Origin of the sequence: Actinocorallia aurantiaca (assembly GCF_039533685.1) — a bacterium.
GTDB classification, from domain to species: domain Bacteria; phylum Actinomycetota; class Actinomycetes; order Streptosporangiales; family Streptosporangiaceae; genus Actinocorallia; species Actinocorallia aurantiaca.
The window spans coordinates 72,635-88,326 of record NZ_BAAATZ010000013.1; the positions used below are offsets into that span (position 1 = coordinate 72,635).

The 15,692-nt window shown below is 71.2% G+C and carries 15 protein-coding genes and 1 riboswitch; of the genes, 8 read left to right on the plus strand and 7 right to left on the minus strand.

Annotated features, from left to right (window positions below):
* Positions 1-126: 126 nt before the first annotated feature.
* The 4 genes from ABD327_RS18330 to ABD327_RS18345 all read right to left on the minus strand — a co-directional run bounded on the left by ABD327_RS18330 (position 127) and on the right by ABD327_RS18345 (position 5,584).
* Positions 127-1,548, minus strand: coding sequence for a PepSY-associated TM helix domain-containing protein (locus tag ABD327_RS18330; RefSeq protein ID WP_344451671.1), 1,422 nt, complete (start codon positions 1,546-1,548; stop codon positions 127-129).
* Between the two features lie 81 nt (positions 1,549-1,629).
* Positions 1,630-2,190 carry a hypothetical protein gene (locus ABD327_RS18335; protein WP_344451672.1) on the minus strand — a complete coding sequence of 187 codons (561 nt, stop codon included), beginning with the start codon at positions 2,188-2,190 and terminating at the stop codon, positions 1,630-1,632.
* Positions 2,191-2,363: 173 nt separating this feature from the next.
* Entirely contained in the window at positions 2,364-3,395 is a 1,032-nt protein-coding gene (locus ABD327_RS18340; protein ID WP_344451673.1) for a ribonucleotide-diphosphate reductase subunit beta, read from the minus strand.
* Positions 3,392-5,584, minus strand: a complete 2,193-nt coding sequence (locus tag ABD327_RS18345) for a ribonucleoside-diphosphate reductase subunit alpha (RefSeq protein WP_344451674.1) — start codon at positions 5,582-5,584, stop codon at positions 3,392-3,394. Before ABD327_RS18345 ends, ABD327_RS18340 begins: the two co-directional genes overlap by 4 nt.
* Before the next feature lie 101 nt (positions 5,585-5,685).
* Positions 5,686-5,896, minus strand: a riboswitch (cobalamin riboswitch).
* A 179-nt stretch (positions 5,897-6,075) separates the two neighbouring features.
* Between ABD327_RS18345 and ABD327_RS18350 the strand changes: the two genes are divergently transcribed.
* The 5 genes from ABD327_RS18350 (at position 6,076) to ABD327_RS18370 (ending at position 9,884) form a co-directional block, all read left to right on the plus strand.
* A complete protein-coding gene (locus ABD327_RS18350) occupies positions 6,076-6,825 on the plus strand; it encodes a (2Fe-2S)-binding protein (RefSeq protein WP_344451675.1) in 750 nt (249 codons plus the stop codon).
* Positions 6,826-7,007: 182 nt separating this feature from the next.
* A complete protein-coding gene (locus ABD327_RS18355; protein WP_344451676.1) occupies positions 7,008-7,745 on the plus strand; it encodes a DUF6585 family protein in 738 nt (245 codons plus the stop codon).
* Positions 7,742-8,545, plus strand: a complete 804-nt coding sequence (locus ABD327_RS18360) for an SDR family NAD(P)-dependent oxidoreductase (protein ID WP_344451677.1) — start codon at positions 7,742-7,744, stop codon at positions 8,543-8,545. The genes ABD327_RS18355 and ABD327_RS18360 overlap by 4 nt, the downstream gene beginning before the upstream one ends.
* 149 nt (positions 8,546-8,694) lie before the next feature.
* Entirely contained in the window at positions 8,695-9,267 is a 573-nt protein-coding gene (locus ABD327_RS18365) for a hypothetical protein (protein ID WP_344451679.1), read from the plus strand.
* Positions 9,268-9,362: 95 nt separating this feature from the next.
* Positions 9,363-9,884: an EF-hand domain-containing protein gene (locus ABD327_RS18370; protein ID WP_344451681.1), complete on the plus strand. Its 522-nt coding sequence runs from the start codon at positions 9,363-9,365 to the stop codon at positions 9,882-9,884.
* Between the two features lie 9 nt (positions 9,885-9,893).
* On the opposite strand, the gene ABD327_RS18375 is transcribed toward ABD327_RS18370, so the two are convergent.
* From ABD327_RS18375 to ABD327_RS18385, 3 genes are all read right to left on the minus strand, one after another.
* Positions 9,894-10,931: a zinc-dependent alcohol dehydrogenase family protein gene (locus ABD327_RS18375; protein WP_344451682.1), complete on the minus strand. Its 1,038-nt coding sequence runs from the start codon at positions 10,929-10,931 to the stop codon at positions 9,894-9,896.
* A 183-nt stretch (positions 10,932-11,114) separates the two neighbouring features.
* Positions 11,115-11,699, minus strand: coding sequence for a TerD family protein (locus tag ABD327_RS18380; protein ID WP_344451683.1), 585 nt, complete (start codon positions 11,697-11,699; stop codon positions 11,115-11,117).
* 199 nt (positions 11,700-11,898) lie between these two features.
* Positions 11,899-13,212, minus strand: coding sequence for an ABC1 kinase family protein (locus ABD327_RS18385; RefSeq protein WP_344451684.1), 1,314 nt, complete (start codon positions 13,210-13,212; stop codon positions 11,899-11,901).
* Between the two features lie 131 nt (positions 13,213-13,343).
* Between ABD327_RS18385 and ABD327_RS18390 the strand changes: the two genes are divergently transcribed.
* The 3 genes from ABD327_RS18390 (at position 13,344) to ABD327_RS18400 (ending at position 15,666) form a co-directional block, all read left to right on the plus strand.
* On the plus strand, positions 13,344-14,531 hold the full coding sequence (locus tag ABD327_RS18390; protein WP_344451685.1) for a sensor histidine kinase: 1,188 nt from the start codon (positions 13,344-13,346) through the stop codon (positions 14,529-14,531).
* Entirely contained in the window at positions 14,528-15,178 is a 651-nt protein-coding gene (locus tag ABD327_RS18395) for a response regulator (RefSeq protein WP_344451687.1), read from the plus strand. Before ABD327_RS18390 ends, ABD327_RS18395 begins: the two co-directional genes overlap by 4 nt.
* A 194-nt stretch (positions 15,179-15,372) precedes the next feature.
* Entirely contained in the window at positions 15,373-15,666 is a 294-nt protein-coding gene (locus ABD327_RS18400; RefSeq protein WP_344451688.1) for a hypothetical protein, read from the plus strand.
* The last annotated feature ends 26 nt before the right edge of the window (positions 15,667-15,692 follow it).

Consider the following 15,692-nt stretch of genomic DNA (forward strand, 5'->3'; position numbering starts at 1 on the left):
CCTTCTGATCAGCGGTGGGGTGGACCGCTCCTATTCCGCCTCGGGAACGTTTCCTGACCGGTGGTCCAGGTGTTCGGCGGGCCCGCCTGCCCAGAGCCCGCCGGCCGTCCGTCCGCGGCGACCTACCTATGATCCCTCCTCTCCGTAGTGGTGATGAACCGGGGCGGCCCTCCGGCGGAAGGAGCGGACGCGTCCGACCGCGGCGTCCAGGACGATGAACGCGGCCAGCGGGTAGCCGAACATCGGAACCAGCCCGCCGGCGAGGACGGCGCCCCCGACCAGCGGGGCCAGGGCCCAGAGCGGGACGGCTCGCCAGGCGCCGCGCGGGACGGGACGGCCGAAGCCGTGCCTGCCGCGCCGCCACCACATCAGGTATCCCCACATGATGAGGAGGACGAGACCGAGGGCGAGGGCGGCGAGGAGGAGCTGGTTGGCGAGACCGAACAGCTGGCCCATGTGCGCGGAGACGCCGATGGAGGTGAGCTTGGCGAACAGGGGGTAGTCGGCGAAACGCAGGGTGCCCGTGACCTGACCGGTGGTCGGGTCCACCGCGGCGGAGTCCTGGCGCAGCGGCACGGTGGAGTCGATCTGCTTGACCACGAACGCCTTGCCGGGCTCGGCCGGGTAGACGATCTCGACCGGGCCGTCCAGGCGGGTCGCGGCCAGGATCCGGTCGACGCCCATGCCGGTGACGGCGTCGGTGGCGGCGTGGTGGTCGTGGTCGTGCGAGGCGCCGTCATGGTGGCCCACGGAGGTGCCGGGCAGTGTGGGGGCGGAGCTGTTCAGCGCCTTCTGGATCTCGTCGATGCGGGCTCCGGCGTTGACCGACCACGTCAGGCCCGTCGCGGACAGGAACATCAGGCCGGCCACGGACCAGATGCCGACCGTGCCGTGCAGGGACAGGGTCCCGCGCCGCCCCGGCTTCTTGAAGTCGGGCACCAGCAGGTCACGGCGTCGTCTGCGCCCGCGCGAGACCCACAGGACGAGCCCGCCTCCGGCCACGACCCACAGCCAGCTGGCGGCGAACTCGCTGTAGTTGCGGCCCGCGTCGCCCAGGTGCAGATGGGCGTGGAACCGCGACAGCCACGCCCGTACGGGCAGCGCCTCGGAGCCGCCGTAGACGGTCAGTTCGCCTTTGACGTCTCCCCGGTAGGGGTCGACGTAGACGGCGAGCTTCTCGGATTCGTCCAGCCCGTCGGCGCTCATCAGCACCCGGGTCGTCGCGCCTTTCTCCACCGAGGGCCGCACCGCCAGGACGGTCCCGTCGGGCCGGACGGCCCGGGCGGCCTCGACCTGCCGGGCCAGCGGCAGGCGCTCGCCGGAGGCGGGAACCCGCAGCTGCTCGGCATAGATGATCTTCTCGGCCTGCCAGGAGCAGGCGTACAGCAGCCCGCTGATCGCGGCGACCAGCAGGAAGGGCGCGACCAGCACGCCCGCGTAGAAGTGCAGGCGCAGCACCAGCGCCCGCAGCCCGCTCCTGGCGGACCTGCCGGGCTTGTCGGACCGTTCGGCCGCAGGGGGCCGTCCGGGAGGGGATTGCACGGACATGTCGAACACTCCACGACGAACTCTCATGGCACGCGGCCATGGACCTTCGGCGATGCGCCGAAGGCTTGACGGAAAAGAAGGTCAGAGAGAGTTCGCCGCAGGCGGTCCGCGCCGCCCGACGACCGTGACGACCGACATGGGGACCAGCACCCGCACCGCCGCCGTGACGACCGGCCCGGGCACCTCCCGGGACGGCACGAGGACGCACCGCAGGAGCCGCAGGATCCGCGCTGCCGTCCGCCGTACCAGGGAGCAGAAGAGCTCCTCGCCGCACCGCAGCCAGGCGGCCGTCAACAGCGCGACGATCAGGTGGCCGATCAGCATCGGCAGGCCGGAGTGCTCCGTCTGCGCCATGGTCGGCAGGTCCCGGTCCACGATCGCCGGGGCTTCGGGCGCGACCTGCCCGAAGAGCACGTGCAGCCCGTACTGGGCGGCCAGCACCGCGGGGAGGACCACCCGCATGCTCCGCTCACGCCCGCCGAGTAGGAACGCGCCCACGGACGTCAGCGCGATCGCCGCCGCCAGCCCACCGGGCCCCACCAGGGACCCGCCGCCGAACCAGTGCGCGGCCGCGGACACGAGCGTGCACACCGCTCCGAAACCGGCGGCGCGCACCGTCCGCAGGCTCCAGTCGGGCGTCACCCGGCAAGTATGCGGTCTTCACCCCTCCTACCTGCAAGAGGGGCATGTACAGCCGTCCGCACCACCTTTTCCTTTCCCGGCATCCTGGACCTTCACGTCTTCCGCGTCGTCTTCCGGTGGAAGAGCCCCGGTGACACGAGCCGCTCATGCCACCGGGGCGGGGGCCGGGAGGGTCAGAAATCCTCGTCGAAGGTCACGGAGCCCTCGACGGCCACCTGATAGGCCGAGACGCGGCGTTCGAAGAAGTTCGCCAGCTCCTGGACGTCCTGGAGCTCCATGAAGGCGAACGGGTTGGCGGTGCCGTAGCGGCGGGGGAAGCCGAGGCGGGCCAGGCGCTGGTCGGCCACGTACTCCAGGTAGGAGCGCATGTCGGCGGCGGACATGCCGGGCAGGCCGTCGCCGCACAGGTCGCGGGCGAAGGCGAGTTCGGCCGCGACGGCCTCCTCGAGCATCTCGGTGACCTGGGCGACCAGCTCGTCGTCGAACAGATCGGGTTCCTCGGCGCGGACGGTGTCCACGACCGCGAAGGCGAACTCCATGTGCATGGACTCGTCCCGGAACACCCAGTTCGTGCCGGAGGCCAGGCCGTTGAGCAGGCCGCGGGAGCGGAGCCAGTAGACGTAGGCGAACGCGCCGTAGAAGAACAGCCCCTCGATGCAGGCGGCGAAGCAGATGAGGTTGAGCAGGAAGCCCCGCCGGTCCTCCCGGGTGGAGAGCTCATCGAGGGAGGAGATCGAGCCGATCCACTTGAAGCAGAAGTCGCCCTTGGCCCGGATGCTCGGGATGTGCTCGATCGCGGCGAACGCCTCCCTGCGCTCCCCGTCGTCCTGGAGGTAGGTGTCCAGCAGCGTCAGGTAGAACTGGACGTGGACGGCCTCCTCGAAGAGCTGCCGGGAGAGGTAGAGGCGGGCCTCCGGGCTGTTGATGTGCTTGTACAGGTTGAGCACGAGGTTGTTGGCGACGATCGAGTCGCCGGTGGCGAAGAACGCGATGAGGCGCTTGACCAGGTGCAGTTCCTCGGGCGTCAGCCTGGCCAGGTCGGACAGGTCGGAGGCGAGGTCGACCTCCTCGACCGTCCAGGTGTTGCGGATCGCCGCCTTGTACCGCTCGTAGAAGTCGGGGTAGCGCATGGGCCGCAGGGTCAGGTCCATGCCGGGATCGAGCAGAGTGCCGTTCTTGACGGGGTTCTCGACGGAAGCGGTCACTGGCACGCCTCGCAGATCTCGGGGTTCTCCAGGGAGCAGGCGACCGCGTCGTCGTCGGCGACCGGCAGGCTCCCGCCCAGGGAGGGGACGGTGGTCTGGGCGATGCGCGTCGCGGGCCGCGAGCGCAGGTAGTAGGTGGTCTTCAGACCGGCCTTCCAGGCGTAGGCGTACATCGAGGACAGCTTGCCGATGGTCGGGGCGGCCATGAAGAGGTTCAGCGACTGGGACTGGTCGATGAACGGGGTGCGGGCGGCGGCCAGGTCGATGAGCGCCTTCTGCGGGAGCTCCCACGCGGTGCGGTAGAGCAGTTTGAGGTCGTCGCCGAGGACCGGGACGTCCTGGACGGAGCCGTCGGCGCGCTTGACGGCGTCGCGGACCTCGGGAATCCACAGGCCCCGCTCGCGCAGGTCGTCGACCAGGTATTTGTTGATCTGGAGGAACTCGCCGGAGAGGGTCTCGCGCTTGAACACGTTGGAGACCTGCGGCTCGGTGCACTCGTAGCAGCCCGCGATGGACGCGATCGTCGCGGTCGGGGCGATCGCGGTGAGCAGCGAGTTGCGCAGGCCGGTGCGTGCGACCCGGGCACGCAGCGCGTCCCACTCGGGCTTCCTGCCGTCGCCGACGGTGAAGTGGTCGGGGTGCAGGACGCCGCGGGCGGCGCGCGTCCGCGCATAGGACGGGTGGACGCCGAACTCCTCGGCCAGGTCGGCGGAGGCCCCGTAGGCGGTGAGGGCGATCTCCTCGGCGATGTCGGTGGACAGCCGCAGCGCCTCGGGGGAGTCGAACGGCAGCCGCAGGGTGAAGAACACGTCCGCCAGGCCCATCACGCCCAGGCCGATCGGACGCCACTTCTTGTTGGCGGCCTCCGCCTCGGACGTCGGGTAGAAACCGCGGTCGATCGTCCGGTCCAGGAAGCGCACGGCCGTCCGCACCGTCTCGCGCAGGCGGGCGAAGTCGAACCCGTCGGCGGTGACATGGCGGGCCAGGTTGATCGAGCCGAGGTTGCACACGGCCGTCTCCGCCTGACTGGTCACCTGGAGGATCTCGGTGCACAGGTTCGACAGGTGGACGACGTTGCCGGGCTCGGCCGTCTGGTTGCAGGTGCGGTTGGAGATGTCCTTGAACGTCATCCAGCCGTTGCCCGTCTGGGCGAGGGTGCGCATCATCCGGCCGTAGAGCTGACGTGCCGGGATCTGCTTCGTGTACTTCCCGGCGGACTCGGCGGCCCGGTACGCCTCGTCGAACTCATCACCCCACAGGTCGACCAGCTCGGGGACCTCCTTGGGGTCGAACAGCGACCACGCCGCGTCGGCCTCGACCCGGCGCATGAACTCGTCGGGGATCCAGTTCGCCAGGTTCAGATTGTGGGTCCGGCGCTGCTCCTCGCCGGTGTTGTCGCGCAGTTCCAGGAACTCCTCGACGTCGGCGTGCCACGGCTCCAGGTACACGCACGCCGCGCCCTTGCGCCGGCCGCCCTGGTTGACGGCCGCCACCGAGGAGTCCAGGGTGCGCAGCCACGGCACGATCCCGTTGGAGTGGCCGTTCGTCCCGCGGATCAGCGAACCGCGCGAACGGATCCGCGACCAGGAGATCCCGATGCCGCCGGCGTACTTCGACAGCCGCGCGACCTGTCCGTACCGCTCGTAGATGGACTCCAGCTCGTCCTTCGGCGAGTCCAGCAGGAAGCAGGACGACAACTGCGCGCGACGGCCGCCGGAGTTGAACAGCGTCGGTGACGATGGCAGGTACTCCAGCCGCGACATCAGCCCGTACAGCTCCGCCGCCTCGGCGGACGTCTCGGCGAGCCCGCACGCGACGCGCAGCATGAAGTACTGCGGACGCTCGATCACCTTGCGGGTGCGCGGGTGGCGCAGCAGGTAGCGGTCATAGACCGTGCGCAGGCCGAAGTACTCGAACCGGCCGTCGGCGGCCTCGTCGACGAGCGCGTCCAGCTCGGCCGCGTGCGCGGCGACGAACGCGGCGGTGGCGTCGTTCAGCAGACCCTCGGAGTGCGCGAGGGCGATCGAACCGGAGAACGAGACGACGCCCTCGCCCGCGGCCTCGTCTCGGATCAGCTCCGCGAGCAGCCCGGCGGCGACCCGCGACTGCGCGGGGTCGACGCTGACCTTCGCCGCGGTCTCCCGGATGAGGAGCTCACGGTCGGATACGGCGGGTGCGGTGACGGTCAACGACTCTCCCTCGTGCTCGGCCTTCCGGGAACACGCGGAAAGCAGCACACGGGACCATGACGGCTCCGCGCCCGCCCACCGGCCTTCCCACGAGGCTCATGGACATCTCGAAAGCGCCGGCAGGTCTTCGGACTCAGGGGCGCGACGCACACTCCTACCGGCCGTCGCTTCCCGGGCCCGCGGGCCCAGTGCTTCGTTGACGGCTTTCGTTCCCCATCACCGCTGCGGGGCAGTCCCGGATTTCCACCGGGTTCCCTCTTGCGCCGCTTCGACCCTGACGGGCCGAAGCGGACCAGCGCTGCGGGAGACTCTACATCTAGTGGCACCGGCGAATGAACAAGCTAGATGTTGTAGGCGTGTCCGCCGCGGTCGCCGCGACGGCGAACGCGCCCGGCATGGCATGATGGCCGGTGAAGGCGAGCGGGGACGGTGGTGGACATGCCTCGTACGCGGCGTCGTACGACCTCGCCGCACGAAGCGAGACGTGATCCATGAGCTCTCCCGGCCAGGCGATCGCCGACGTCTCGCGGATCGGCGGCTACTTCCACCTCTACACCGACGACGCACCTCCCGGGCCGTGGCGGCCGCTGCGACGGCTGCTGACCGACGAGGCGGCCTTCGCCCATCGTGTCGCCGTCACCGCCGAGCGGCTCGGCACCGCCGAAACCAGGGTCGCCGCCTCCATCCTGCACCTGGGCATCGCCACCCGCCTCTGGTCGCCCGTGCTGGGCGCCGCGGTGGTCCACCGGGTGCTCCTGGACTGGACGGCCGACACCCTGGAATGGAAGGACGCCCCTGGCGGGCCGCTGCCGCTGCGCCTGCCCGCGCCCTCGGCACGGCCGGTCACCGACCTCGTCCAGGCCGCCGAACCTCTCTACCGGACGGTGTCGGCACTCCTGGAGCCCCTCGCCGGCCTCGTCCTCGGCCAGGTCGAGATCGCGCCCCGGCTGCTGTGGGGCAACGCCGCCTCCGCGCTGGCCGGTGGCATCCGCGAACTGGCCCGCGACCGCCCCGGGCACGCGGCCGACGCACTGGCCCTCGGCGACGCGCTGCTCGGGCTCGGCCACCTGAAGTCCACCGGCCACTTCACCGAACCCGCACCCGGCCGACCGTTCTTCACCCGCACCACCTGCTGCCTGTACTACCGCGTTCCCGGCGCGGGCAAATGCGGCGACTGCGCCCTGCTGGCCCCTTCTGCCCGGCAGGCTCAATGGGCCCGGGAGCTGAGGGGGAACCCGTGACCCGCATCGCCGGCCGCGGAATCCGATGGGCGCGGCCCGCCGGCGTCGTGGCGGGTCGTTTTCCCTGAGTGCCAGATCTTGCTGAGAACCCCGTTCGTGCTCTAGAAAGACATTAAAGTATATCTGATTTCGGGCAGGGCATACGACGCCGGCGCGTTCGTGTCGCCGTCAAGGAGGAGCCGGTGGCTCAGCGAGACCTCGCGACGAATGACGACCCGGTCCCCGAACGCGTCATGGAACTGGCCGCAGGCAAGCGCCTGGGCTGGCTCCGCGCGCAGTACCAGCCGCGGCAGCGACGGGTGTTCACCCGCTGGAACGACTGGCGGCTCTACTTCTTCGAAGAAGGATTGATCGTCACCAGTCCCGAGGGGCTGGAGATGGATTTCCGGTGGGAGTCCACGACGGTCTTCCAGTGTCTCAGCACGCTCGATTCCACGGTGCGCGACGCCGCCTACACCCTGGTCGGCCCCGATCTGGAGGCCATCGCGATCGGCCGGGGGACGTCCGCGCTCCTGCGGGTCACGGTCGACGGGCGGCGGGTTCCGTCGGTCGTGCGCGGCGCGCCGTTCGTCCACGAAGGCGTGTGGGGCCCCGAGATCCAGAAGGGCGTGACCAGAATGCGGCTGCCCGAGGTGCTCGGCCGCATAGGCCGGGGCGAGACCTTGGACTTCAACAGGTTCACGGTGACCGCCGAGTCGGTGTCGGTCAAGAACAAATCCCTTCCCTGGGCGGAGGTGACCGGCGTCGATGTCTCCAACGGCCTCGTCTCCATCTCCAGAGGACACAGGACGCTGCCGCCCGTCCTCGCCAATGAGGTCCCGAACCTCCAGCTCGCCCTCGTGCTGATGGAGCTGCTGCGGAAGGAGTCCTCCCCACCGCCGCGCGGAGGACCGTCGGCCCGGCCCGGTGAAGGACGATGAGGGGCTCCCGCCGCTCCCTGGACGGGGTGCCGGTCCTGCTCACCGGGGCTTCCAGCGGAATCGGCGAAGCGACGGCGGCGGCGCTGGCCGAGCGGGGCGCCAGGCTGGCGATCGCCGCCCGGCGCCGGACGAACCTCGAAGAGGCCGCCGACCGGATCGCCGAGGCCGGGAGGATCCGGCCGGTGGTGCTCGAAGCCGACCTCTCCCGTCCGGGCGCCGCCGCCGAGCTCGCGCAGCGGGCGCTCGCCGCGCTGGGGACGGTGGGCGTTCTGATCAACAACGCCGGGGTCGGGCTGGTCGGCGCGCAGGGCGCCGTGGGCGACGACGCCGAGGCGCGGGCGCTGTTCGAGACCAATCTGTGGACGCCGCTCGCCCTGACCCGGCACCTGCTGCCCTCTCTTCGAGCCGAGGGCGGCCTGGTGGCGAACGTGACCTCCAGCCTGCAGTCGGTTCCGCTCCCGATGCTCGGCTACTACGGGGCGTCCAAGGCCGCGCTGGCCCATCTGACCCGCACGCTCCGCCACGAACTGCACGGCACCGGTGTGAGGGTGCTGGAGATCGTCCCCGGCGGGACCGACACCGCGGCGCGCGACGTCGACCTCCTGCCCTGGCGGAAAGGCCCGATGCGCACCCCGCCGCCGGTCTCGACCGGGTCTGCGGCGCGGGCGATCGTGGACGCGATCGAACGCGGGCGGCGGCGCCGCGTCCACCCGCGAAGCTCCCTGCTCCCCCTCGAGATCCCGGCGACCGGCCGGCTCATCGCCTCCATCGTGACCCGCCGCGTCGACACCGACCGCTGACCTCCGACGCCGGAGTTCCTCTCGCAGGAAGGAACGGGACCACGAACGTGGATAAGGACAGAGAATGGGCCAGGGACCGGGCCAGGGCCAGGGCCGCTCGCAGGAGAACGGAACGGGATTACACGTCAATAGGGTGCTTTCCGGCGCTCGTGGTCTGGGTCGGGGGCATCGCCGCGGCCCAGGTGTTCCTGCCCGACACGGTGTCGAAGGCCGTGGTCTTCGTCGCGGTGCTGGTCGGGGTGGGGATGATCGCGATGTTCGTCGCCCTCACGGAGGCGGGCTGTGCGGGGGCGCTGGCCGGAGTCGTCCTGCTGGCCGTGCTGCTGGCGACCCTGCCGTCCGCGGTGACCCACCAGGTCCTGGCGTCGGGAGGGCGGACCGGCTGGTGCGAGACGGTGCGGAGCACCGACATCGAGGTCGGTTTCGGCGACGGGACCATGCCGCTGAAGGAATCGGAGGTCATCTGCGCAGGCCGCCGCATGACCGTTCCCTACCAGGCGTTGGAGGAGCCCGGCGCCGTCCTGCGGTACCACCCCGGAGGACGGGTGCCGCCGGTGACGGAAGCGGAGTGGAGAGGCCTGGGAACCGAGTGGTGGGTGGCGGTGATCGACCTCGTGTTGTGCCTGGCCCTCGCGCTTTTCCTGACCGCCCGCGCCACCGGGTACCGGCTTCCGGTTCGCCGGAGCGGTGATCGGGGCGGGCCGGGCCCGGGCCGCCACTGATCGTGACTCCAGGTAACCGATACGTCACCTTGGCGTGATGCCAAGGGCGCTGTGAGGCCAGTGTGCCCTCCCGGGAATGCGGGGACGACCGGGGCATGGCGAGTTCTTTTCAACGAGACAAGGTCCGGTTGGTCTTCGACGCCCTGGACGGCGACGGGGACGGCACCCTCCGGGAGGGGGATTTCGAGGCCCTCGCCCGCCGGTGGGCGGCGGTCCGGGTCGCGGGCGACGGGGAGCGGCTCCTGGCGGTCATGCGCGGCTGGTGGGACGCGCTGGCCGCGCACTCCCGGACGACCGGCGCGGTCGCGATCGAGGACGTCCTGACCGTCGTCGACCTGCTCGGGACCATGCCCGAGGCGGTCACCGCGACCGCCGACGCGATGTTCGAGGCCGTGGACGAGAACCGGGACGGCCTCGTCTCTCCCGCCGAGTACCGGCGGATGATCGAGGCGTGGAGCGGGGGCCCCGCCGACACCGGCGAGACCTTCGCCCTGCTGGACCTGGACGGCGACGGCACGATCTCCCGGGAGGAGTTCGCCGCCCATTGGTACGAGTTCTGGGCAGGGAACGACCCCGCCGCCCCGGGCAGCCGGGTCTTCGGCCGCGTCCCCGGTTGACCGCCCGCCTCAGGGCCGGATGAGGACCTTGAGCGCCTCGCGCCGGTCCATGGCCCGGTAGCCGTCGGGGACCTGCTCCAGGTCGACGGTGCGGTCGAAGACCCTGCCCGGCTGCACGGCGCCCTCCAGCACGCCCGGCATCAGTTCCTCGATGTAGGCGCGGACGGGCGCGGGCCCGCCGGTCAGGGTGATGTTCGGGCCGAACAGACTGGAGAACCCGACCGGGGCCTCGGCGTACTGCGGCACCCCGACCCGGGAGATCACCCCGCCGGGCCTGACCACGCCGACGGCCTGCTCGTAGGCGGGCATGTGGCCGACCGCCTCCAGCACCCTGGCCGCACCGTGGCCGCCGGTCAGCCGGCGGACCTCCTCGATCCCCTCGTCCCCGCGTTCGGCGACCACGTCGGTGGCGCCGAACTCCCGGCCCAGGTCGGTGCGGGCCTTGTGCCGGCCCATCAGCACGATCCGCTCCGCCCCGAGCAGCCGGGCCGACAGCACCGCCAGCAGGCCGACCGCCCCGTCGCCTATCACGACGACGGTGTCGCCCGGGCCGACGTTCGCGCGCTTGGCGGCGTGGTAGCCGGTGCCGTACACGTCCGAGAGGGTCAGCAGCCCCGGCAGCAGTTCGGAGTCCTCCTTCACGGGCGCCTTGACGAGGGTCCCGTCGGCCAGGGGGACGCGCACGGCCTCGGCCTGGCACCCTCCGACCCCGTCCTCGTTCCAGAAACCGCCGTGCAGGCAGGAGGTCTGCAGACCCTCCCTGCAGAACTCGCAGGTGCCGTCCGACCACGCGAACGGCGCGATCACCAGATCGCCGCTCCGCACGGTGGAGACCTCGGAACCGGTCTCCTCCACGACGCCGACGAACTCATGGCCTATCGAAACGCCCTCGGAGGAGGCCGGCATGGTGTGGTACGGGTGCAGGTCCGATCCGCAGATGCAGCTCCGCACCACCCGCACCAGCGCGTCGGTGGGCTCTTTCAGGACCGGGTCGGGAACCGTCTCGATCCGCACGTCCCCCGCCCCGTGTATGAAAGCCGCTCGCATACCGTCATCCCTCAGGTAGGTCATCGCTTCTGATGGCCCCTACCCGGCAGGCCGGCGGTGGGAGCGGCTCAAGCCGTCAAAACGGCCCATATCCAGCAAATGTTCTTTTGTCGGCCGGGGTCCCGTGCCGTGTCCATGCCGCGGGGCCCCGGCGTTCCGCCGGGGCCCGGTGCCGCGGCTTCGCTACTGCATGGCGAAGCGGATCAGGCCCTGGCGGTCGCCCTGCTTGATCTTGCCGGTGCGGTTGAGGACCTCCAGCTGCCAGGTGTTCCCGTTGCGGAAGGCGCGGCAGATGGCGTTGGCGTTGTCGGCGCCGAGCAGGGACGGCCAGACGTCGGCCACCTGGGTGCTGGAGCCGCCCGTCGCGTCGTAGACCTTGAACGAGACGTTGTTGGCCTTGTCGAACGAACTGCCCCGCTTGAACGCGGAGGCGATGAACACGATGGACGTGATCGCGGCGGGGATGTCGGCGAAGGTGACGTGGACGGTCTCGTCGTCGCCCTCGGCCGCGCCGGTCTGCTCGTCGCCGGAGTGCTTGACGGAGCCGTTGCCGAGCGGGTCCAGGGAGTCCAGTCCGGCGAACCGCACCGGTTCCGCTCCCTGCATGAGGACCGCGATCAGGTCGAGGTCGACGCCCTTCTTCCGCCGGGCCAGGCCGAGGATCCCGCCGCTGGCCCCCGCGGAGGGGTCCCAGGCGACGCCGACGGACATGTGGGTGACGCCGGTGAGGTCGGCCGCTCCGTCTTCCTTGGTGAGTGTGATCGCCATGATTTCTCCGTTCGTTCGTGTTCCCGCAGCCCCGATCGCAGACCACAGGACCCGAAGAGACGGTAACTGCTTCTACTACAAATGTCATAGTAGGGAGGCGTGGATCCCGGCCCTGTTCTGGTGCGCGGAGGAGGGGGCCGTCATGAGCTTCAAACGCCTACCAGGCGTTTTTAGTGCCAGATGGCCATGATTATGCATGTCACAGCACATATGTGGATGAACTCGGCGGAGTCGGGTCGAGCCAGCGGATTCCCTCGTCCCGGAAGGGGATCTCGGCCTCGAGCCGGCACAGGACCGCGATGGCGACGCCGATCGCCCGCTGGGCCTGGACGAGGTCCGGGGGGAAGGCCAGGCCGAGGCCGACGGACATCGAGTCGGTGAGTCCCCCCAGCGTGTCGCGCAGGTAGGCGGCGTCGAACTTGAAGAGGTCGGCGCGCACCGGGGCGCCGGTCCGGTCGAAGAGGTCCTTCAGGCGTCCGGCGTCCACGCGTACGTCCGGGGAGAGGAACTCCAGCTCGCGCAGGACGCGCAGCAGTTCCTCGGGGTCTTCCGCGAGGTGGACGCGCATCCACTTCTGGAGAGGGGGCTCGGTGCCGGGCCGGTGGCGGTGGACGGCGCCGAAGTCCAGGACGCCCAGACGGCCGTCGTCGTCCAGTCGGAAGTTCCCGGGGTGGGGGTCGCCGTGCATGAGGCCGCATCGGGGGATGCCCGAGAACATGAGGCGGGTGAGCAGCAGGCCGGCGCGGTCGCGCTCCGCTTGGCCGCCCGACGAGATGATCTGCGCCAGCGGCGTGCCGCCGATCCATTCGGAGACCAGGACCCGGCCGTCCTGCCGGACGACTTCGGGGATGCGGAAATCGGGATCGTCGGCGAAGCCGGAGCGGAAGGCGGTCTGGGACCGTGCCTCCTGCGCGTAGTCGAGCTCTTCGGCGATCCGGTCCATCAGTTCTCCGGCCAGTGCCCTGCCGTCGAGCTCGGGGGCGACGAGCGAGGTGAACCAGCGCATCGCGAAGACGAGCAGGTCGCGGTCGCCGAGGAGCTGCTCCCCGGCGTCGGGGTACTGCACCTTGACCGCGACGGGGCGGCCGTCGTGCCACACGGCCCGGTGCACCTGGCCGAGCGACGCGGCCGCGGCGGCGTCGAACTCGAAGGAGGCGAAGAGGTCCTGCCAGTCGGGGCCGATGTCCTGCTCCATCACGCGGTGGACCATCTCGGCGCTCTCCGGGCGGGCCGCTTCCTGCAGGAGGACCAGCCGCCGCCGGTAGACGTCGGAGATCGAAGGCGGCAGCACAGCCTCGTACACCGAGAGCACCTGGCCGAACTTCATCACTCCGCCCTTGAGGCCGCCCAGCACCTCGAAGAGCTGGTCGGCCGTCTGCTCGTGCAGCTCCAACGCGGATTCGTCGGTGAGCCTGCCGAGGACCTTCAGCCCGCCCGCGAGCCCGGCCCGTCTGGCGACGCCCAGCGGGAGTGCCGACATCCGTACCATGCGGTTCAGCGCCTGGAATCTCATGACGTCAGTGTCTGCGGCGGGCGGGCGTCACCACATCGGCCGCCGGTCGTCCGCGCGGCTGCCACCGTGGTCGGATCCGATCCGACCGCGGTCTGATGACGACGCGGCCGCGTGATGCTTAGGATCTGGCCATGGGACGGATCCATGCCGTTTTCCTGAGTGGTGCCCCTCCGAGACCTCTGCTGCGGTTCATCTCCTTGGTCGGGGTGTCGTGGGCGGTTCTGGCGGTCGTCCTCTCCCCGCTTCCCGCCGCCCGGACCGCGCTTGTCGCCGGGTTCGTCCTGATCTGGGGTCTTCAGGCAGCGCGGCCGTGGCGGCCTCCGCCCGTGCGGGTGCCGTTCCTCGCGATCGCGGCCCTGACGCCGCTGCTCCTGGCTCCGGCGGCCGTCGACGATCCCGGCGGGCTCTGGCCCTTCCCCTTCACCGAGGGCGGCTACGCGGACGCCGCCCTGGCGGTGGCCACGGCGCCCGTCTGGATCCACCTGGCGGTCCTGGGCCGAGGGCGTGATCTTGCCTGGTGCGTGCCGGTGACGCTCCTGCTCGCCCCGGCCAGGCACCTGCTCGCCGGTGACTTCCCCCTCTGGCCGGCCTGGTTCCTGTGGGAGGTCGGGTTCCTCCTGCTCGGCTCGGTCTTCAGGGTCCACGGCATGCTCTACGAGGCGCGCCTGCGGCTCGACCGCGAAGCCCTCGCCGAGGAGCGCCGGAAGATCGCCCGCGAGGTCCACGACCTGGTCGGGCACGGTCTGGGCGCGGCGCTGCTGAACATCGGCGCGGCCCGCCTCGCCGCCTCCCGGGAGGACACCCGGGCGGTGATCGAGGCCCTGGAGGAGGCGGAACGGGCAGGCCGGCAGAGTGTGCGCGACGTCCATCGCGGGCTGATCCTGCTGCGCGACCCCGTCCGGGCGGAGAGCGCGACGGCCCGGGCGCTTCCGGCCGCCGAGGACATCGGCGGACTCGTCGAGGAGCTCCGCTCCGGCGGCCTCGCCGTCGACCTCGCCACCCGCGGCGACCTGGGCTCCGTCGACCCCGTGACCGGGCTCGCGATCTTCCGGGTCGTGCAGGAGGCGCTGTCCAACACCGCACGGCACGCACCGGGCGCGGCCGCCTCCGTCACCGTGGACGTCGGGAAGAGGCTCGCCCGCGTGACCGTCACCGATCAGGGTTCCACGGCCGCCGGGGGACGTCCGGCGGGCGGCGGCCTGGGCCTGGTCGGCATGCGGGAACGGGTCACGGCGCTCGGCGGCGCCCTGCGGGCCGAACCGGAGGGGCCGGGCTGGACGGTCCAGGCGACGATCCCCGTGGGAAGGGCCGCCAGATGACCAGACTGCTGCTCGTGGACGACCAGCAGCTCGCGCGCTCCGGTCTCATCCGGATCTTCGACGGCGAACCCGGCCTCGAGGTCGTGGGGGAGTGCTCGGACGGGGACGAGGTCGAGCGGGCCGTCACGCGCGACCGTCCCGACGTCGTGCTCATGGACGTGCGCATGAGGCGCATGGACGGCGCCGAGGCGACCCGTCTGCTGCGCCGCCGCCCCGAGGCGCCCGCGGTCCTCATCCTCACGATGTTCGACGACCCGGACGTCATCGCCGCCGCGCTCACGGCCGGTGCGGCCGGCTTCGTCCTCAAGGACGCCCCCTGCGAGCAGATCATCCAGGCGACGCGGGAGGTGGCCGAGGGAAAGGGCTGGCTGGACCCCGCCGTCGTACCGCAGGTCTTCGCCGCCTACCGCTCGGACCTCCGCCCGCGGCGGGCAGCGGAAACGGTCCTCATCACCGGACTGTCGCAGCGGGAGCGCGAAGTGCTCTCCTTGATCGGCGTCGGCGCCACCAACACGGAGATCGCCTCCCGCCTGAACATCGCCGAGGGAACCGTCAAGACCCACATCGGCCGCGTCTTCACCAAGCTGGAGCTCCGAGACCGGGCCGCGGCCGTCATCTTCGCCCTCCGCCACGGCCTCGCCGACTGACCGCGGGCTCGCGCGTGCCGGTCGAAGCCCCCGCTCGTGACGGCGCCGTCGGCCTCCAAGCACCTGCGGGGGTCCGGGCAAGCCTTGGGCAGCCGGAGTGAAGTCTTTCCAGCTGGGGTGTGGGAGGAGCCAATCCGGGCAAACCGGGACGGTGGAGGTCATGACCACACGAAATACGAGGGAAGGAGCGGAAGATGTCCGAAGAGACCGAGTCTGAACGGGCCGGGGCCGCCGAGCGGGACCGGCGGGAGCCGCACGGGGAAGAGCGCCAGGGCAAGGACCGGCTCGTCCCGGAGGGCGACCCGGCAGACCGCGGGCCAGGCTCGCACTCGGGCCTGGAGGAGCGGCCCCGCCCCCGCGTGATCCCCGGCACCGCCGGCGCCGCCGAGGGGTACGCCGCCGAGGCTCCCGGCCCGGAGGGCGGCACCCGCCAGGGCGACCCTTTGAAGGGCAGGGAAGCGGACGAGGCCGAGGACCCGCCCCGCTGAGCGCGGGGAGCGACCGCGCCCACGGC